Source organism: Paenibacillus pabuli, assembly GCF_039831995.1.
Lineage (GTDB): Bacteria > Bacillota > Bacilli > Paenibacillales > Paenibacillaceae > Paenibacillus > Paenibacillus pabuli_C.
Map to the genome: position 1 here is coordinate 3473318 of NZ_JBDOIO010000003.1, position 21188 is coordinate 3494505.

Genomic DNA, 21188 nt, shown 5'->3' on the forward strand with positions numbered 1-21188 from the left:
TTACGGATTCAAGGTGCTATTCATAGCTCCGGCGGAACATCTCATGGGTCTCGACCTGACCTTCCCAGCGATGCTCACGGGCAAAATCGGAACTTTCCCAGAAGCTGCCCGTCTTGTCGGGCCCCTCGCCAAGTTCAACTGCGAATTCGGTATCGTCGACAGCTCCCTGTCCCATGGGAACCACTTCATCCTTTACACCGCGGGAGTTGCTGTTCAGCAGCAGCTTCCGTGTTAATTCATTGTTTTTATTGTTGGCTTGATTCATGTCTGCACACTCCCATTCGTGGTTTTTTTCGTTTGAAATGCTACTATTGTGTTGGAATCGGCCAGCCTTTATTCATTCTTCACACAATCGTTGGATATGGACTCAGCCTATGCATATTTCACAGGAAAAATGGGGAAATTAACCGATAATATGTACATGCAAAATGAACCTCGGATTCCTTCCGGCGAAAGGGATTGAATTCATGGAATTTCTAATCGATTGGATACATGCCCACGGCAAGCTGGTGTTGTTATGTACCTGTGTCATTCTGGCTTGCGTGTACTTGTGGATACATCACAAACAGCTCTTTTATAAGGAATGACTTTGCGAAACGAGAGCCCTTCCCGTATACTAAAATACCGTCAGGGTCTTCAGGAAACTGGTGATCTGTAACGTGTTCAGACAGGGGGAGCAATCATTGGGGATTTCCTATAAGAAGCTTAAAGAAATACAAAACCGGCAAATGACCGAGATGAGCCGGATGACGCCCGAAAATGTAAAATTGTTCGACCAGATTAGCGGCATTGCCCGCCGTACCAACGCAGATGAAAGAACCCAGGAAGAGTGGATTCTGTCCGAAGGAAAGGCTATTGTACAGGCTCAGCGGGATGGACAATCCGCGCGGGAATTATACGGAGCGGACCTGGAACAGGATATACACGCACGCCTTAGTGCAAATGCAGGAACAGGAAACTCAAGTTCCTCTACAGCATTCGTTGGTAAGAACCCATCCAACAAATCGAAAGCCGATAAACCGGGTAAGCCAGCTGTAACTTCTAAGGACGATGAGAATGTGAACGGAGAAGCTTCCGGTCCAGTCAATCGTACACCCAAGTGGTATGTGATGATTGCCTGGGCAGCCATTTCCTTTGTCATGCTCATTCAGGGCGCAGCCGGGCTATTTATCGGTTGGAGCGGTGGAGATACGGAACCCTTCAGCCATATCAGTCTGTTTTCGATTATCATTTCAGCCGTTGGCGGGATTGCACTGGTTGAGATGCTTCGCCGCCTGGCGGAACGTCCGGATGATCAGGGTAAGGATATGACGTCCAAGCCCCAGGTTAACCTGAAAGGCATTGCGATCTATATTGTCATTGTTGTTCTGGTCCTGTTCGTCGGTTATCCGCTGCGGGACAGTCTTCCGGTATTTTACTTAGCCCCGTGGGTTAGTCTTGTGATTGGTATCGTGGGGCTTGCTCTACTGAGACCGCTCTTCGGGCAGAAAAAGAAATAACCTAAAAAGGGGCCATGATGGCCCCTTTCTTCATTACTCATCTTTTCTTCACACCTATCCTCGAAAGTTCCCTTTCTCAGAGCATTGGCGCCACATCCGGGTCATTTTTTTCAGCACTGGACTGGTTCCGCTGTTTGATCCCCTTGCCAGGCGTTTCACCGAATTCCCGTTTAAACATGCGGATAAAATAGTTAACCTCCATGCCAACCGTCTCTGCCGCTTCTCTCACACTTGCGCGTGGATGCTTGTCCAGCCATTCGGATGCCTTCTGCAATCTCAATCGCTGCATATATTGATGCCCGGTCACGCCCTCGCGCTGGTGAAACAAACGATTGAGATGCTGCACGGAGTAACCCACTGCTTCTGCCACATGCTTTAACAACAGATCATCCTGATAATGGGCATGCATCAACGAGACCGCACGGGTAAATGCCCCACTCCCCTGATCGGACTCGCGTTGACCAGGTGACATGGGAACACCAACCACTCCAGACAGGTCTGCCTTCTCCCGAATCGTGGATACGGACCTCGCGATGTCCAAAATAAGCTGGTAAACGATAAGTGAGGTGTTCCAGACGCCAGACTTCCCATCGTCCAGCCCATGCCAGAGATCCGTCATTCTCGACCAGAACTGTTCAAAATCGGATAAGGCTCTTGGTCCCTCATGCAGTAACCCGGCCGATTGAAGCACCGACCCGGCTGAATTGCCGCCAATGCCGATATATCCGAGCTCCCCATCTGTTCTGGAAAGCGGGTAAAATTCATGGGCAACCCCAGGTTCAGCTACCCACAATTGACCTGCTCCTACGGGCCAAGACCCCTTACCCGGAATCTTGAGTTCGCCTCCGGCACTGCGCGACAGGAATAGCTGGTGCACCGGATATCCTTCCGGCCGGAGCTGCACTTTCTGCTCGTGTGTTCCAATGCTATACAGATACAGAGGCAGCCGGGAATCCGGCAGCCCGGTCAAGCGAAATGCAAGCATTCCATCATTCCTTTCGGATCAAGCGCTTCTTCCTTCTATTATCCCCCTGCTGAGGTGGGGCAAGCAACGGCCTAGAGAACCCTTTTGACGACAAGAGTTGAGCTACTAACAAGGAAGCTCCCTTCCAATTAGATTGGTAAGGGAGCTCTCAATACAATGGCTCAATTTATAAACTAGGTTAGTTTGTCGGATTAGTGCTGGTACTTTGAGCAGAATCAGTCGAACCGGCATTTGGGTCAGTCGTTGGAACTGCCGGATCTGGAGTTGGTATCACTGGGGTAGCCTGAGCTGCATCAAGTTTAGCTGTACCAGACGGAGCAGAGAGAACACTTGTGTATAACGACGGATCACTTGTTACAGAAAGGATATACACTTTGTACTCTACTCCTAGTTCGATCACCTTTCCACTTGAATCCAGCGTATCCTTAGTTAAAGAAATTTCTCCTGGTGAAACCTTTGTAGAATAACTGTTTGAGTTCGCAGAGGGCAAATCCAGACTGTCTTGGGCTTTTACTACAAATAAACGATATTCGCCAATCCCTTTATCATCGGATGGTTTAGTGAACGTAACCTTCAGGCCTGCATCCGTAGCTGTACTGGCATTCTCAACTTTCGTTATATTTGCTACCTGAACAGCAACAGGCTCTGCCGGTTTGGCCAGAATACTGAATTCGTTGGAAGCACCGGACAGATTGGAAGCACGCGTACCACTATCGGATACGGACAAAACAAATGCTCTGTATTTTTGACCTACGACAAGAGCATTACCATTGATATCAGCGTGACCATTATTCAACTGAATTGGATTGCCAGCATCATTCTTGGAAATTTGAACATACGATCTGATGCCGAGAGCAGAATTCAGATCAAATCCAGTGACTTGACCAGATGGAACGATTAATACTCTATAATTTGCAATACCACTGTCTGTTGTTGGTTTACTGAAGTTCACGGTGACATCCGACGCGTTTCCTGCTTGCCCTTGACTTTTCACCGTTACATTCACATTATTCACTGCGCCAACAGCCGTATTGGATGCGAGTGTAATTACATTGGAGCCTGATGACAATGCATTCGCAAGAGAAGCGTTACCGTTCACCGCCATGACATACACGCGATAACCCACACCATTTACAATTGAACTGCCATCCACTGTTTTCGTATTACTGGTGAAGTTCACAGTCTGATTGCTTCCATTCTTGCTGACATACGTATAATTCGCACTGTTCACTGCATTTGCAGCCGACAGATTGAAGCTGGTATTCGTGGATTTCACGACAAATACCCGGTAGTGATTCACATTGGCCTCATCCGCCGATTTGGTAAAGGTTACGCGCAGATCGCGTCCATCCCCATTATCACCGATATCGCTTGCCGCTACGTTGCTTGGAGCTGTTATCGCTGCATTTGGAGTCAATGTAATCTGTGACGAGTACGAAGACAACGCGTTCTGACTGGAGTTGCCGCTTGTGCTTACCGACAGGACGAACACACGATAAGTCACGTTATTGGAAACTCTGTACCCATTCGTATCCACCATACTGCTTGGCAGCGTAACCGACAGGTTACCACCTGTTTTATTCACTTGATAGTAGTTGTTCGAAGCGTTAGCCGCACTCAGTGTGAAGCTTCCTGCGTTACCGGAACGAACCACGTACACCCGGTAGACCGCAACCTTCGACTCATCCGACGCTCTGTTGAAAGAAACCCGCAGATCGCGCCCATCGCCGTAGTCGCTCACATCCGTGACAGCCAGATTATTGACAGCTCCTGCATTTCCGTTCGTCGTCAGTCTCAGCAAGTTGGAGGAAGAGGACAGGGCATTGATGTATCCGTTCTGCTGATTGCCCACAGCCATGACGTAGATCCGGTAATCCTGCAGATTCGTTACGTTATACCCGCTTGTATCCTTCATTGATGAAGGTAACGTTGTGGTAATATTGCTGCCTGTTTTGTTCACGGTATAGTACAGGCTGGAAGACAGATTGCTTGCCGTCGTCAGATTGAAGCTGCCGGCCACCGAGTTCCGAACTACGAAGATACGGTAGCTCGCTACCTTGGATTCATCGGATGAACGGTTGAAACTCACCTGAATGTCACGACCATCTCCATAATCCGAGTTATCTTTCACTTGCGTAATAACTGGCGCTTTTGCCGTATTCACACCCAGTGTTAAGGAAGAGGATACCGATGACAGCTTGTGATCTGCAGCTGCTGCATTGGAGCTGACCGACATAATGTATACGACATAGGCGGTGCCACTGCGAATTAATTCCCCGGACGTATCACGCGTGGAAGAAGTCAGCTGACTTTTAACCGCTGTGTTGTTGCCTTTATAGATAATCGTTGAGTTCGAGCTGGACACTTTATTCGCTGCAGTCAGATTGAATGATGAAGCATCCTTCGCTTTGACGACAAATGCACGATAATACGTAATATTCGAGGTGCTGCTTGGCTGATTGAAGTTAATCTCCAGATCACGGCCATCCCCGTAGTCACTGATATCGGCAATCCGAAGACTGGTGACAGGCTGAACTGTTGTCTTTACATTGTTTAATTTCAGGGATTGGGAAGACCACGCAAGTACATTTTTGTAATTATTACTGCTGTTGCCCATGGTCAGGACATACAAACGATAGGTTTCACTCGTATTCAGCAAATCCCCGTTAACGTCACGCGTCTGAGCATTCAAGGTCAATTTTGGGTTACCGCCATTTGGAGAAACCGAAGTATAATTGCCGGATGGTACAGCCGATGCTGCAGACTCGTTGAAGCTGTTGACATCACGGGTTTTCACCAGCATAATGCGATATTCGGATACAGCCTTTTCGGATGTAGGACGCGTAAAGCTGACCGTCAGATCCCGTCCATCTCCATTACTTCCTGAAACGGATCCATAGATGTTCCATGCCGCAACTTTTGTGTCATCAACAGGAGGCGTGGACGTTGTTTTGATATCCACCCGCTGATTACGGGAGTTCCAGAATACCTTCTCCCCGAACGCTTCACTCACAAAGCGAATGGGAACCATCGTGTTGCCCTTAATCGTACTCGCAGGCACGTCCAGCGTGACCGCTTCCCCATTAATGTACGCTGTCTTGGAACCAAGCTTCAGTGAAATTTCTTGATCTCCACGACTGGCTGTAATGGTTTTCGTTTTGTTCGTATAGCCCACGGTGGCATCCAGTCCTTCAAAAATGGACCGCAGCGGAACCAATACCCGTCCGGCCTTCATGACAGGTGCCTGCGCAGATGACAGCTCGGCATCATTGATGTAGATACTGATTCTCGCTGCTGCATCGATTACCGCCCCTGGCAAGGCTGACATCAGCATGGCTGATACGGCCAGTGCGGACATGACCTTTTTGACTTGACGTCCTCCGGCTTTTTTCATATTAAATATCCCCATTCTCTTTTTAGATGAATTGAATTGTATTAGAGCGTCTTTCACTTGATTATATTCCTGTAATTTCCTGTGCACATCTAAGACGTCTGGACCTGATCAAAAGTTTCCAATCGCTCCAAAAATATTTTCGCAGAAAAGTTCTTCCACCATCTACCTGCGAAAGGTTAAAAATAACAGAACATTTTGTCATTATTCCGAAACAACATCGGTAGCAAATTGAGTTAATGTATAAAAAATCATTCAGTTTGTATTTTTAAAATCCATGGGAGGTTTACATTAATGACATCATTGTACTCATCTGCCAGACGCCAAGGGCTCCGCATGCTCATGACAGCCACAGCCGCTGCTGTATTGATGCAGTCCGGTGCCGCGGGTATAACGGGAATGGCTGCAGCAGCGCCCTCCGATTCCGATGCCAAAGTAACCACCAGCAGTTCGACCGCCATTTATAACACGTTTCAATCCACACTCCAAAAAAAGAACGGCTTATCCGCCGCTGACACCTATCTGGAATCCAATATCGATAAAGTAACACCCCATCATGCGACCCTAATGGTGCTGCAGTTGGAGAATGCCCGCATCAAGGGATTAACAGCCATGACGGACCGCATGTTGGTTCCCAATGTTCAGGACAAGATGATCAAAGCATATAAGTGGAACGACAGTTTCACCCAACTGATGGAGCGTACCAAAGACTCGGAACTCCGCGCATTGCTGAAGGAAGCCCGGGATAGCGGCTATCGTCTCGTGATGTTGGAAGGCTCCCTTTATCCGATCATGAATTATATGGCTTTTCAAAAGTATAATTCGCATGTCAAACCGGATATCAAGCAGTACATCAACATCATGGCGGTCGAGACCAGCAATCTGGCTGCTGAGGATGGCGCACTTATCATTGGGTATCAGGAAATCCTGAACCGGGCATTGAATCAGGAACGTTTCCTGCAGGATTATCCGAAGTCCAATCGGGTCAAGCAGGTACGAAATTTGCTGAACAATTATACCCTGTATACATTTTATGGCCTGAACAATACACCGCTGTTTGATTACGAAACCAACACCATGGTGGCCAACGCCCAGAAAGGGTACAGGGCTGTTTTACAACGGAACGCACCTGCGGACAGTGACTTGCTGACTAAGCTTGGTGCCTTCATGGACGTGGTAACCGAAGCAAAATACCAGAAGACGTCTGCCGTGGAAAAGTGGCTGGAGCAGAAAGTGCCAACTGGCGGCTACACCGGCTTCTAACACCATTCATCGCATTAAGGAATATATCCGTTACAAAAACAAAACCGCCACAGGTTGCTCCCGTGACGGTTTTTCAGTGTGATCAACCCTGCTGAATCGGCTTGATCATATGGTTATATTCATGTCCTGCAATGACAATGACATCATCCTTCGTATATCCCTGCCGTTCATACAGCATCAAGGCACGACCATTATCACGCTCGACAATAAGAGCCACACGATCATGCCCGAGCTCCCTTCCCTGCTGCTCAAAAACAGCCATCAGAGCCCGCCCGATACCCTGTCCTTGATACGTTTCGCTTACCGACAGTGTATCCAGATAATATTCGCCGGGACGAGTTTCTTTGATTAAGGCAAATTTCTCATCCTGACTGCGTCCAGGCCGATCCAGAATCGGCTGGTCCAGACGTTCCGCTTCACTACCGTCATAGGCTACGAGAATACCGGCAATGTGCTCACCGTGTTCCATTACTGTGACATGGCGATAGCTGATCCGGTTGTCCTCCTGCATATAAAACTGCTTCAAAATCTGCATCGCCTGCTCGTGATTGGACTCACCCGCCAGCGCATATGCAATGTCTCCTATCGCCTGATAGAGCAGCAGGATGACCTGTTCTGCATCCTCCCTGCGTGCTGGTCGCAGCTGGAGATGGGGCTCGTTCCGATCCGGCTTCATCATGGAATCCTTCATCAGATTAACATGTTGAAGAGATTCAGATTTTTGTTCAGCTCGGTATAGGCAATGCCTTTGCGATTCATACGTTCAATCAGAGGCTGATAATCTTCCTTGTACATCAGCTCAATGCCTACCAAGGCAGGACCGTTCTCCTTATCATGCTTCTTCGTATATTCAAACCGGGTGATATCGTCATTCGGTCCGAGCACTTCCTCCAGGAATTCACGCAAAGCCCCTGCGCGCTGCGGGAAATTCACCATGAAGTAATATTTCAGACCTTCATAAATCAGGGAACGTTCCTTGATCTCCTGCATCCGGTCGATGTCGTTGTTACCGCCGCTAATTACGCATACCACGGTTTTGCCCATAATTTGCTCTCGGTATTGCTCCAGTGCAGCAACAGCCAGCGAACCTGCTGGTTCGACCACGATTGCATTTTCATTGTACAACTCCAAGATAGTGGTACAGGCTTTGCCTTCCGGTACCTTCACGATGTCATCAAGCGTGCTGCTGCAGATGTTGTAGGTCAGATCTCCGACCCGCTTCACTGCAGCACCATCCACGAATTTATCAATATCATCCAGCGTGACAACCTGTTTACGGAACATGGCCTCACTCATCGAAGCAGCACCCAGAGGCTCCACACCAATGATGCGTGTTTCCGGGCTAACCGTCTTCATGTAGGTTCCAACGCCAGCAGCGAGTCCACCACCGCCAATCGTAACAAATACGTAATCTGCATTCTCATCCAGGCTTTCCATGATCTCCATCGCCACTGTACCATTACCTGCAATAATCTTTGGCTGGTCGAACGGGTGAATGAACGTCATGCCCTGTTCGTCACATGCACGCATGGCTTCGGCATAAGCATCATCATACGTATCACCGATCAGCACAACTTCCACGTTGCTCCCACCGAAGCGTCGTACCTGCTTGACCTTCTGATTCGGTGTCGTACTCGGCATGAAGATTTTGCCGTTGATTCCGAGCGCATTACAGGAAAAGGCAACACCCTGTGCATGGTTGCCTGCGCTTGCGCAGACAATGCCTTTCTCCAGCTCAGCCGGAGTCAGACTGCGGATCATGTTGTAGGCACCCCGAATTTTGAAAGAGCGCACCACTTGCAGATCTTCCCGCTTGAGGTACACATTGCAATTATATTTGGCCGACAATACAGCATCCCGCTGCAGAGGCGTTCTTACAATAACTTCACGCAGCACATGATGTGCCCGTACGATATCTTCCATGCCAACACCGGCATGGCCAGAACTTTTGTTTTCCGTTGATTCTTGTTCCACTGGTTTCATCTCTTCTCCACACTCCGCTTGTCTTGGTTGGCAATGCAAGCATTGCTTTTTCTGTTATTGTATCACTTTTGACCTAAGCTTGCGCCAAGGCCTGAATCATTTGCCATCCGCAAAATTTCATCAATTATAATCTGCGGGTCGGTAAACGTGACCATATGACCGGATTGGCCTGCTTCGATCCATTGTCCGTTCGCTAGCCCTTGGACTGTCTTGCGGTGGGCCGACACGATGGCGGGTCTTATTTTTTGTTCTCCCTTTCCTGCTTTCGTACCTGAAATGATACTCACTTCCAGATTCCCCAGCTCAGGAGGAGTATGCCGTAAGGAGGCCAAATCATCCAGAAACGTCACCGATTCAGCAGCCATGGTACGTGATGCCTGTACAGTGAAGTCTTCCTCCTGGTGATCCTGCGCAACATCATCCGGTTGAACCTGGCCCGGCTTACTGCCCATCTTCCGATACAGTCCTGTACGAGCCATCAAAGGAAGCAGGAAACGGTTCACGGCAAAACTGGTTTTGGCCATAGTGGAGAAATACAGTTCACAGTTCTCGTCCGATGGATCGACCAGGATCAGTCCTCTAATGCGAGACAGATCTCCAGCTGCCGCAGCTCTGACGATTGGCCCTCCCCAGCTGTGCCCCACCAGAATGAAAGGACCTGGCCCAAGTGCAGTCAGCAGATCCCCCAGATCCTCTGCAAGCCTGCGGAGACTCCGCTGCTCCGTGTCGGCCTCACTCCGTCCCAGGCCAGAACGGTCATAGACCACAGACTGCGTATGTTCAGCCACTTGAGGCACCACGAGTCCCCACGCCGATCTGGAAAAGCCCATACCTGATTCAAAAACGACAATCGGATTGCCGCTTCCTTTGGACATATAATGAAGCTTGCGGCCATCTCGTGTGTGGATAAATGCACTTGAACCATACGAATGATTGGAATGAATAGCGTTCATGCTCCCCTCCTGACCTGATTACAAACATCGTCATTTGTAGTCCTATCGCTCTAATTGAAAATGATTATCAATTACTTAAGTATAGGATAATTCCTCCTGTAAAAGCAAACCAAAAACCCGATCCATACAAGGATCGGGTCCACAATAAACTGGCGTTTAAGACGATTGTATTCTCTACCTATTGCATTTCATTTACTTACCCTATCAATCATGGGCTACGCCCTAATTCCATGATCCTTGCTATTCAACTGATCCAGCAATTGATTCATGGCTTCTTCGCTCATCGCTCCCCCACTGAAAGCGACCAGGGCACGCAGCGGCATATATTTCATCATGGCAGCCATCATATCCGCATGCTCACCTGCATCATCGCCACCCATGCCGCTGGCTTCCTGGAATTGCTGCATGGCTTTTTCCAACAGCCTTTTGTTTGCCGGATCGCGCTGGATGTCGCCGAGTGTGCTATTCCGTGTGTATGTGGGAATGAACGTTGCCGTGGACTCCACTTTAATACGTTTAATCAGATGAATGTCCTTGGAAGAACTGCCCACTTGAATATCAAACTCGCCAGTCTCTACATGCCAGTCTTTCATATCCACATTGTAATAAGCAAACGACCGTTTGTTTAAGGTAAAGCGAACCACCTCGGAAGCCCCCGGCTCCAGCTCCACTTTGGCAAATGCCTTCAGTTCCTTCACCGGACGAATCACCGTACTTTCCACATCACTGATGTACAGCTGAACGACTTCTTTGCCCGTTCTGTCTCCGGTATTGGTGACTTTCACGCGCACTTCAACTTCATCTTGGTCTGTCAGTTCATTCCGGTCCACCGATAGATCGGTATATTCAAACGTCGTATAGCTCAGTCCATAGCCGAATGGAAATAACGGCTCGATCTGCTTCTTGTCATAGTATCGGTAACCTACGAAGATACCTTCCTTGTAGTCAACCCGATCTCCTTCACCCGGGAAGTTAAGGAAAGACGGATTATGGCTCAGCTGTGCAGGGAACGTCTCTGCCAGTTTGCCAGAAGGATTTACCTCGCCGTACAACAGGTCAGCAATCGCTCCGCCAACAGCCTGCCCGCCCAGATAGGCTTCGAGTACAGCCTTCGCTTGCGGCAGCCAAGGCATTTCCACTGGTGAACCATTGCTGAGCACGACAACGATACGTGACTGCACTTTGGCCACCTCTTCAATCAGGCGGATATGGTTATCTGGCAGGCGCAGATGGGCGCGGTCATATCCTTCGGATTCATAGCGGTCGGGCAAACCGACGAAAACGACGGCTGTATCCGCAGCCTGCGCAGCCTGAACCGCTTCTGTCATGAGCTGGTCATCCACATCATCCGCTTCAATGCGGTAACCCGGGGCATACGTGATCTCTGTCTCCGTTCCTGCAAGTCGGGTCATCTCTTCAACAATATCATCGACTTGGGTCGGATTGATGTGGGAGCTTCCTCCGCCCTGAAAGCGCGGTTTACGGGCAAAGGCTCCAATTAGCGCCAGCTTGCCTTCACGTTTCAACGGAAGCAGCTGATCTTCATTTTTCAGCAAAACCATACTCTCCGATGCCACCTTACGGGCAAGCTGGTGGTGCTCCTCCTTATTGTAGGTAGCGCCCTTACGCTTCTGATCCGCTGCCTTGAAGATGAGTATAAGCAGACGTTCCACCGCCCGGTCCAGCTTCTCCAGGGACAGCTTGCCGTTCTCAATCGCATCGATTACCTTCCGCTCTCCGATTCCGCCGCTTGCGGGCATTTCAAGCTCCAGCCCTGCGGAAAGTGCATCTGCACGCTCATTTACAGCACCCCAGTCAGATACAACAAGACCTTCATGTCCCCATTCTTCCTTCAGAATATCGGTGAGCAACCACTCATTTTCACCTGCATATGTACCGTTCACCTTGTTGTAGGAGCACATCACCGTCCAGGGCTGACCATCCTTCACCGCACCTTCGAAACTGGCAAGGTAAATCTCACGGAGCGTACGCTCATCCACCACTGCGTCAATGGACATACGCCGCTCCTCCTGATTATTCACCGCAAAGTGCTTCAGCGATGTACCCACGCCCTGACTCTGTACACCCTGGATATGGCCCGTCGCCATGCGTGTAGACAGAAGTGGATCCTCGGAAAAGTATTCAAAGTTCCTTCCGCCCAGCGGCGAACGCTTAATATTAACGCCGGGTCCCAGCAATACGCTAACTTCTTCAGCTTGACACTCTTCACCCAGCGCCACTCCAACCTGACGCGCCAGTTCGGTGTCCCAAGAGCTGGCCAAGCCTACTGCGGATGGAAAGCAGGTCGCCGGCACACTCGACGTCAAGCCCAGGTGATCCGCACTTCCGTCCTGTTTCCGCAAGCCATGCGGCCCATCTGTCACCATGATGGATGGGATACCGAGACGCTCCACTCCTTTCAAATGCCAAAAGTCCAGTCCTGAGCACATGCCTGCTTTTTCTTCCAGTGTCATCTGCTGTACCAGTTCCTTGATGTTTCGTTCCATAATAACCCCTCCAGTTCATGATGGTGCTACATTGCTATATTAACTAAGCATACAAGCTTATGTAGTAAGCATTCAAATGATTACCCGGTTAGTAACGTTTACATAACACCAGTAATTCATTCGTTTTGATAAACAAAGAAAGACAGCCCGATCCTTTCAGATCAAGCTGTCCCGTTGTCTTGCCGATATAGACTGGCGCCGAAATTCATTATCCGGATCGAATAATCAGGTTTACACCTGGGCTTTAAACCATGCTGCCGCAGCCAATGCCTCGGTACGGGTCAACTGATGGCCCTGACGCTCCCAGTGTGTTTTCACGTCTGCGCCTGCACCGCTAAGAAGTGAAGCCAGTTCTTCCGTTTCCCGTTTCGGCACAATCGGATCGTTCTCTCCTGCACCGATGAAAACAGGCAATCCGTTCAGATCAGGCAGTTCGAGTCCGCGCAGCGGTACCATAGGATGATGCAAAATTGCGCCTTTGAATGCGTCAGCCTGATGGAACATCAAACTAGCCGCAATGTTGGCACCATTAGAGTAACCAAGTGCGTAGACATTGCTGCGATCGAACCCGTACTCCGCAGCCGCTGCATCCACAAAGGCACCCAGCTCCGCTGTCCGTGCAATCAGATCCTCTTCGTCAAAGACCCCTTCGGCCAAGCGGCGGAAGAAACGGGGCATCCCGTTCTCCGACACGTTACCGCGTACGCCCAGAATGCCTGCTCCTGGGGCAATCAATTCGCCAAGACCTACCAGATCGTCCTCGGTTCCACCTGTCCCGTGAAGCAGCAGCAGCGTTGGGGAATCCGGCTGTGCACCTGCTTTATAAATATGTTTCATCGTATTGGTTGTAGTCATGATTTGGACTCTCCTTTCCACTCACGTACTTGAATGGGTGGCAGCAATTTCTCGATCTGTTCACGCTGTGGTTCATACCATTCAGGCAGCATCAGTTTCTCGCCCATGCTCTCCTGAGGTTCATCCCGTGCAAATCCCGGAGGATCGGTAGCCAGTTCGAACAATATGCCTCCCGGTTCCCGGAAATACACGGCATTGAAGTACTGACGGTCGATTACAGGGGTTGGATGATAGCCTGCTTTCTCCAGATCCCGCTGCATTTGCTCTTGCTCTGTATAATCTTTTGCACGCCACGCAATGTGGTGCACCGTACCTGCTCCACCAATTCCCCGCTGGAATCCGGTAGATTGAACGTCGATGATTTGCCCGATGTCACCGGTCGCATGGAGGCGAATCAATCCATTCTCTTCCCCTACCTGCTCCAGGCCGAGCATGGAAACCAGCACGTCAGTGGTTTTCTCAGGAACATGGCTGAACAGGACTGCGCCGCCAAAACCTTTGATGGCATGCTCAGGAGTTACACCGTTGAATGTCCATTTACTTGGCTGGCCCTCTTCGCGTTCAACCAGTTCAAGCAGCAGGCCGCCTTTGTCGAAGAAGCGAATATATTGCTCACCGAATCTTGTTTTGTTTTCAAACGGAATATCGAAGGAAGCGAGACGTTCTTTCCAGAATGGCAGACTTCCCACCGGAATCGCATATACCGTCACTCCGGTCTGTCCGGAACCAATGACACCTCTCATGGCATTTTGGTGCGGGAAGAAGGTAATGATTGTACCTGGCGCCCCATCCTCATTTCCGTAATACAGATGGTAGACATCCGGTGCATCGAAGTTAATTGTTTTTTTCACCAGTCTCAGGGCCAATACCCCTGCATAAAAGTCTACATTTTTTTGTGCATCATCTACAAAAGCCGTAACGTGATGGATACCTGAAGTTCTGAACATAATCTCCACTCCCTTAGTTTTACTTTTATCATGGTTGAATGTAGCGGTTCGTTATTCATTGTTGTTTGTTTATTTATCTTTAATTTAAGATTCTTTAAATTTATATTAATCCATTGGTGATCGAATTGCAAGCTTTTTGTTTTAAAATTAAGATTGTTGCACCGTTGCTGTTGTTAACCCCTGCTTAGCAGAATTTCGCACAAAAAACAGGTCCCCGAAAGAATCGGAAACCTGTTCTCTTGAGTCCTTTTTAAGTCAATTTCAATCGTTTGGGTGGATTCACCAGATCTTTGTGTTCGTATTCATCCTTGATGTCCCCTACGATTTCTTCCAAAATGTCTTCCATCGTAACCAAACCTATTGTGGCACCCTCATCATTCTGAACGCTCGCCATATGCACCCGACTCTGCTGCATTTGGATCAGAACGTCCTTAATCGGAGATTTCTCTGAAAAAGCAGGCATGTCATGAATGTAGGCATCCATGCTGAATGATCTGCCTGCAGCCACACTGGTCAGCATTTCTTTTGTATTAATGAAGCCGATAAAGCGAGCCGCATCCCCGTTCGCAATGACTGGGTATCTCGTATACTCGTGCCGATTCAGCACTTCAATGACCTGATTAAGCGGCATTTCCTTGTTCAGCGTAACAATTTTTTCTTTGCGAATCATAATCTCCTGCAGCAGACGCTCATCAAACGCAAAAATGTTTTTCAGATAGTCCAGCTCGGTCTGATTGATCTCCCCGCTCTCGTAACTCTGGGCTACAATCAGCTTCAATTCCTCTTCGGAGTGAACCGTATCGTGTCCGGCAGGCTTGATGCCAAAGATCCCGAGCAGCACCCGTGCAGCTCCATTGAGGGCATAGATGAACGGATTCATGATCTTACCAAACCAGTACAGCGGTGGTGCAAGTAAAAGCGTCATTCTCTCTGCAAATTGGATCGCCAGCGTTTTGGGGGCGAGCTCACCAATAACCACATGCAGAAACGTAATGATCGCCAAGGCAATCCCGTAGGATAGTACCGTCGACACTGCTGCTGGCACTTCAAGTCGCTCGAACAGCGGATGAAGCATTTTTTCAACCGTAGGTTCACCCAAGGCTCCCAGAACGAGAGCCGTGATCGTAATCCCCAGCTGACATGCGGATAGGTAATAGTCCAGATTGTGTGCGACTTTCTTGGCCATGACCGCTTTTTTGTTGCCTTCGGAGATCAGCTGATCAATTCGTGACATCCGCACTTTCAGAATGGCGAATTCAGCACCGACGAAGAAGGCAGTGAGCCCTATAAATACGGCTACTAAAAATAAATTCAATGCTATTATTCCGTCCAATGATTTCCCTCGAGTGAGGGATTCACCTCCAAGTTGAACATTTTAATGGTTATAAATTTCTGATGAATCTTACATTGGTCCACTCCGATGACAGAACAACCTTCCGATCGCTGTTATCCCCAGATTTTTTCTTTTCCTAATTAATAGGGTTGAAAATCCGGTGATAAAGGCGAACACTCCGCTTCTTCAGGTTTTTTCTGTCCTCTTCGTTATCATGTGATTAATAAATTTATGAAACAGACATCTAAAGAGGTCAAAATTTGTATACAAACGCGAACGCTGTGCTTCTCCAGAATTGATTCCGTTCCCTGCACTACTACGTAGCCATATTAATTACTCAAACGGATTTAGTTAGCCAAATCGCTCGTTGCTTCTTCGACCTGGGCTCCATTTACTCGTTCAAGTAGAACCTGCTTAATGTGATAGTTGTCGGTGTCCACTACGGTCCACACATAATCACCGTGCACAACCGTATCGCCATTTTCTACACCCACACCCTTCTGGAACTGAATCCAGCCGGCGACGGTGTCCATCTCCTCATTGCCTTCGAAAATCAATCCGAACTGCCGCTCCACTTCATCCAGAAGCACCCGGCCGTTAATCAGATATTGATTCTCTCCCGTTTCCTGAATGTCAGCCACTTCATCGGCATCGAATTCATCACGGATCTCACCGACAAGCTCCTCCAGAATATCCTCCATCGTGAGAATACCCGAGGTTCCGCCGTACTCATCCACCACCACGGCCATATGCACACGTTCCTGCTGCATTTTGATCATGGCATCCTGGATTCGTGTAATCTCGGATACGAATGGAATCTCACGGACAAAATCGGCAAGTTGGTATTGCTTCTGGGCAACCATATCCGGCAGTATCTTCTTGACATTGACCATGCCGACAATGCGGTCCTTATCCCCTTCCTCAATGACTGGATAACGGGAATAGTTATGCTCATCGAGCACTGGAATGATATCGTCGTAAGTCATCTCCTGGTCCAATGTGACAAGTTCTGTCCGCGGAACCATAATATCTTTCGCGACCCGTTCATCAAACACAAACACATTTTCCAAATAAGACAGCTTGGTTTGATTCGTCTCGTCGCCTTCGTAACTCTGGTTCATGATGATTTTGATCTCATCCTCGGAATAGGCCTGGTCATGTCCTGCAGGCTTCACACCGAACATCCGCAGAAGGACGCGGGATGCACCATTGAGCGCCCAGATGAAAGGATACATGATCTTTCCGAACCAGTATAGCGATGGCGAGAGCATCAGCGTCAATTTCTCCGAAAATTGAATCGCCATGGTTTTGGGTGCCATCTCACCGACAACCACGTGAAGGAACGTCACGAGGATAAAGGCAATCGCATAGGAGGCCACTGACGAAATAGCCGGTGAAATATTGAGGTACTCAAATACCGGATATAACAATCTCTCGACGGTCGGCTTACCTAATGCTCCAAGTCCAAGAGCGGTTACCGTAATACCGAGCTGACAGGCAGATAGATAGTAATCCAGATCGGAAACAACTTTCTTGGCGAGCACAGCCTTTTTGTTACCTTCGGCAACCAGTTGATCCACTCTTGATGTACGAATCTTAACAACCGCAAATTCGGATGCCACAAAAAAAGCAGTCAATGCAATCAAGAGAACAAGTAATGCTAAATTCACGATGGTAATTATGTCCAATGATTTCCCCGATTCTCAGGGATTCACCTCCAGAAATAGTTACAGCAGCGCTCGTTAACCCCGTTAACGGCCGCACAGCTGATTGTAGTTAAATTGGGCGTATGCATATATAAAATCAAAATCAATAATGACAAGATTGCTATATGCTGCACACAGACCTTGTAAGTTGCAAAACAGGAATTCAGGATGAAGTCAATCACATTAAGAAACCACTTCACTTAAAATAGGGCTGCCCCTCATGCTGTTAGATTGTTTCTCCGATTTACTCCACCTTAATTCTCCATTTGGACAGTTTACAATATCGCCTTCCCAATAGATATCCACCTCCCCTCTTGTTCATTCCTGTTTCAGAAAAGTATAACATGTTCCGAATCAAACCATCCAGTTGTACGTCATGGTTTGGATTATCTTGCACGTATATTCATGAATATTTTGTTCACAAATGGCTTAATTCATGTAATAAGTTACTTATATGCCTAACAAAGTTATGTATAGAATAGACCGATTTTATAACACTACTACCCTTGGAGTTATCCAGCTGAAACATATTTCTAATCGAATGACTCAACACAAAAAAGGCCCGCTCGACGAATGCCATGCTTCAAATCTGAAGGCATTCGTCGGGCGGACCCCATATTCCATAATAACTATTTACACCAAAGCTTTGGCAGCAATGTCAGATCGCTGATGCTTACCTTCGAAACGGATACGTTCCGCCTCGGCATAAGCCTTGTTTCTAGCTTCGGCAATATCGGCTCCAAGACCCACAACCCCAAGAATACGTCCACCATTCGTGACCCATTCTCCGGATTCGCTGCGTGCCGTTCCTGCGTGGAAGACGACAGCATCGCTGACCTGATCCAGACCTTCAATGGCTACGCCTTTTGCATACGGCCCCGGATACCCTCCCGATGCAAGGACCACGCATACGGCAGCCTCTTCGCTCCACTCGATCTCCAGGTCTGCCAGTTTGCCATGCACGGTGGCCCAGAAAATGTCGAGCAGATCCGTTTTGAGGCGCGGAAGTACAACCTGCGTCTCGGGATCACCAAAACGAGCGTTGAATTCAATCGTTTTGGGTTTGCCGTCCGGTGAGATCATGAGTCCTGCAAACAGTACGCCGCGGAATGGACGTCCTTCGGATACCATGGCTTTGGCCGTTGGCTTGATAATCGTTTCAACAGCCTCTTCGATAATTGAATTCGGGATATGTGGCAGTGGTGAGTATGTACCCATACCACCCGTGTTAGGCCCCTTGTCATCGTCGTAAACAGGCTTATGATCCTGTGCAGCGGCCATTGGACGAACCGTCTCGCCGTCGACAAATGCCAGAATGGACATTTCCTGCCCTGCCAGAAACTCTTCAATAATGACTTTGGCTCCTGCTTCCCCGAATACTTTCTCCACCATAATACTGCGTAGTGCCTGATCCGCTTCCTCGCGGGAATAAGCGACCGTTACGCCTTTACCGGCTGCCAGACCATCAGCCTTGATGACCACGGGAATTGACTGTGCATTCAGATAAGCCTGAGCCTGCTCGTAATTGTCGAATTTCTCATAGGCTGCCGTTGGGATGTTGTACTTCTGCAGCAGATCCTTCATGAATGTTTTGCTTCCTTCAATCTCCGCTGCATTGCGACGAGGCCCAAAGACCGGAATGCCTGTGGAATCAAATGCATCCACAATCCCGTCAGCCAGCGGATCATCCGGACCAATGACCACAAGATCCACCTTCAGTTCCACGGCAAGGGCCTTTAATTTATCGAATTCATTCACTGCCACCAGGTGACATTCGGCAAGCTGTGCAATGCCTGCATTTCCTGGCGCACAGTGAATCTTACCCGCCTTCGGACTTTTCGCCAGTGCCCAGATAATCGCATGCTCCCGGCCGCCGCCGCCCACTACCAGAATATCCATTCGTTCCGTTCCCCCTCATGAATTCCAGATTTCGCTCATTATTGATCTAATGTGCTGAAAATGAGGATGAACAAGCCTATTCGCTTGTTCATCAACGTGTGAAGCTTTGGTTTCGATTCTTAGTGTTTGAAATGACGAACGCCTGTGAAGACCATGGCAATACCATACTCATTCGCTACTTTGATGGACTCTTCGTCCTTAATGGAACCGCCTGGTTGGATAACAGCTGTAATTCCTGCCTTCGCTGCCAGTTCCAGCGTATCGCCCATCGGGAAGAATGCATCAGATGCCAGAATAGCACCCTTTGCTTGCTCGCCAGCTTGTTCAATGGCAATTTTGGCTGCACCAACGCGGTTCATTTGTCCAGCGCCCACACCAACGGTCATGTCATTCGCCGCAAGCACGATCGCATTGGATTTCACGTGCTTAACTACTTTCCAGCCAAAGAGGAGCTGTTTCAACTCTTCTTCGGAAGGTGCACGATCTGTAACGACCTTCAGTTCACTCGCTTCAATGGAATGCACATCGCTCTGTTGTACGATCATGCCGCCGTCAATGGAAGTCACTGCGAATTGGCTCGCCCGGTTACGAGCTGCGTTCAACTCACCCGTTTTGAGCAAACGAATGTTTTTCTTCTTCGTCAGGATGTCCAGTGCCTCTTGCGTAAAATCAGGAGCCAGCACGATCTCCAGGAAAATCTCGCTCAGTTTGGCAGCTGTGTCGCTGTCAATAATCCGGTTGGCTGCTACAATACCGCCAAAGATGGACGTTGGATCAGCAGCATACGCTTTGCTGTAAGCTTCATAGATGCTTTCGCCAATGCCAACCCCGCAAGGGTTCATGTGCTTAACGGCAACAACAGCAGGCTCTACAAATTCCTTGACGATCTGCAATGCTGCGTTGGCATCGTTGATGTTATTGTAAGACAACTCTTTGCCGTGCAATTGCTCGGCTGTTGTCAATGTATCTTGAGCAGCAAGCGGTTTACGATAGAATGCCGCTTGTTGATGCGGATTTTCGCCGTAGCGCAAATCCTGGATTTTTTCGTAAGTCACCGTCAGACGCTCTGGCAGTGGATCACCATTCAGGTTGGAGAGATAGTCAGAGATAACCGCATCGTAAGCCGCCGTATGACGGAAAACTTTTGCCGCAAGCCGTTTGCGTGTTTCCAGCGTGGTATCCCCACTGCTGCGAACTTCCTCCAGCACTTTGCCATAGTCTGCTGTGTCGACAACAACACTAACAAAAGCATGGTTCTTGGCTGCAGAACGAAGCATGGTAGGACCACCGATATCGATGTTCTCAATTGCATCTTCATAGGTTACATCCGGCTTCGCAATGGTGTCCTGGAATGGGTATAGGTTTACGACTACCAAATCGATATAATCCAGTCCATTCTCTTCCATCTGGCGTTTATGATCTTCACTGTCACGTACAGCCAGCAAACCGCCATGAACGGCTGGATGCAGAGTTTTGACACGTCCGTCCATAATTTCCGGGAATCCGGTCACATCCGAAATCCCGATCACAGGTACGCCTTCCTTCGACAACAGGCTGCTTGTACCTCCTGTCGAAATAATCTCCACTCCCATTTGCGACAGCTCGCGGCAAAAGTCCACGATGCCTGTTTTATCCCACACACTGACCAAAGCTCTTTTGATACTCACAATATGCTCCTCCTTTAATGTCCCATGGCCCCGCGTTTCATGACGAAACACAGCCGATTTATTTCCCGAGAAATATCACAAAATGCGTACCAATTTTCGACTCTACTATATAAGCTGAACGCATGTTATTACAATGAACCACTGACGATGTCAGAACAAACTTCCGATTGCGGTTATTCCCCAATTTTTTGAACACTTTT

15 protein-coding genes are annotated in these 21188 nt (G+C 48.7%); 2 read left to right on the plus strand and 13 right to left on the minus strand.

The window, feature by feature from the left end; all coding sequences use genetic code 11:
* Window positions 1-16: 16 nt before the first annotated feature.
* On the minus strand, window positions 17-265 hold the full coding sequence (locus tag ABGV42_RS17610) for a hypothetical protein (protein ID WP_347382798.1): 249 nt from the start codon (window positions 263-265) through the stop codon (window positions 17-19).
* A gap of 418 nt (window positions 266-683) precedes the next feature.
* Here ABGV42_RS17610 and ABGV42_RS17615 point away from each other — a divergent pair, with 418 nt between their 5' ends.
* The gene (locus tag ABGV42_RS17615) at window positions 684-1499 is read left to right on the plus strand and encodes a DUF1129 family protein (protein ID WP_347382799.1); all 816 of its coding nucleotides are present in this window, start codon (window positions 684-686) and stop codon (window positions 1497-1499) included.
* 76 nt (window positions 1500-1575) lie between these two features.
* On the opposite strand, the gene ABGV42_RS17620 is transcribed toward ABGV42_RS17615, so the two are convergent.
* On the minus strand, window positions 1576-2484 hold the full coding sequence (locus tag ABGV42_RS17620; protein ID WP_347382800.1) for a helix-turn-helix domain-containing protein: 909 nt from the start codon (window positions 2482-2484) through the stop codon (window positions 1576-1578).
* A 178-nt stretch (window positions 2485-2662) separates the two neighbouring features.
* Window positions 2663-5878, minus strand: a complete 3216-nt coding sequence (locus ABGV42_RS17625) for a copper amine oxidase N-terminal domain-containing protein (protein WP_347382801.1) — start codon at window positions 5876-5878, stop codon at window positions 2663-2665.
* 291 nt (window positions 5879-6169) lie between these two features.
* Here ABGV42_RS17625 and ABGV42_RS17630 point away from each other — a divergent pair, with 291 nt between their 5' ends.
* A complete protein-coding gene (locus ABGV42_RS17630) occupies window positions 6170-7138 on the plus strand; it encodes a hypothetical protein (protein ID WP_347382802.1) in 969 nt (322 codons plus the stop codon).
* Between the two features lie 82 nt (window positions 7139-7220).
* On the opposite strand, the gene ABGV42_RS17635 is transcribed toward ABGV42_RS17630, so the two are convergent.
* The 10 genes from ABGV42_RS17635 to purH form a co-directional block, all read right to left on the minus strand.
* Entirely contained in the window at window positions 7221-7817 is a 597-nt protein-coding gene (locus ABGV42_RS17635) for a GNAT family N-acetyltransferase (protein ID WP_347382803.1), read from the minus strand.
* A gap of 11 nt (window positions 7818-7828) precedes the next feature.
* On the minus strand, window positions 7829-9121 hold the full coding sequence (gene ilvA / locus ABGV42_RS17640) for a threonine ammonia-lyase IlvA (protein ID WP_347382804.1): 1293 nt from the start codon (window positions 9119-9121) through the stop codon (window positions 7829-7831).
* A 62-nt stretch (window positions 9122-9183) separates the two neighbouring features.
* On the minus strand, window positions 9184-10074 hold the full coding sequence (locus ABGV42_RS17645) for an alpha/beta hydrolase (protein ID WP_347382805.1): 891 nt from the start codon (window positions 10072-10074) through the stop codon (window positions 9184-9186).
* Window positions 10075-10289: 215 nt separating this feature from the next.
* The gene (locus ABGV42_RS17650) at window positions 10290-12581 is read right to left on the minus strand and encodes a beta-glucosidase family protein (RefSeq protein ID WP_347382806.1); all 2292 of its coding nucleotides are present in this window, start codon (window positions 12579-12581) and stop codon (window positions 10290-10292) included.
* Window positions 12582-12812: 231 nt separating this feature from the next.
* Window positions 12813-13418: an alpha/beta hydrolase gene (locus ABGV42_RS17655; RefSeq protein ID WP_347383280.1), complete on the minus strand. Its 606-nt coding sequence runs from the start codon at window positions 13416-13418 to the stop codon at window positions 12813-12815.
* Window positions 13419-13432: 14 nt separating this feature from the next.
* On the minus strand, window positions 13433-14383 hold the full coding sequence (locus ABGV42_RS17660; RefSeq protein ID WP_431523625.1) for a ring-cleaving dioxygenase: 951 nt from the start codon (window positions 14381-14383) through the stop codon (window positions 13433-13435).
* A gap of 250 nt (window positions 14384-14633) precedes the next feature.
* Window positions 14634-15716, minus strand: coding sequence for a hemolysin family protein (locus tag ABGV42_RS17665; RefSeq protein WP_347382807.1), 1083 nt, complete (start codon window positions 15714-15716; stop codon window positions 14634-14636).
* Between the two features lie 347 nt (window positions 15717-16063).
* Complete coding sequence (locus ABGV42_RS17670; protein ID WP_347382808.1) at window positions 16064-17404, minus strand: hemolysin family protein; 1341 nt, start codon at window positions 17402-17404, stop codon at window positions 16064-16066.
* A 651-nt stretch (window positions 17405-18055) separates the two neighbouring features.
* Window positions 18056-19321: a phosphoribosylamine--glycine ligase gene (gene purD, locus ABGV42_RS17675; protein ID WP_347382809.1), complete on the minus strand. Its 1266-nt coding sequence runs from the start codon at window positions 19319-19321 to the stop codon at window positions 18056-18058.
* 119 nt (window positions 19322-19440) lie between these two features.
* Window positions 19441-20988, minus strand: coding sequence for a bifunctional phosphoribosylaminoimidazolecarboxamide formyltransferase/IMP cyclohydrolase (gene purH / locus ABGV42_RS17680; protein WP_347382810.1), 1548 nt, complete (start codon window positions 20986-20988; stop codon window positions 19441-19443).
* Between the last annotated feature and the right edge of the window lie 200 nt (window positions 20989-21188).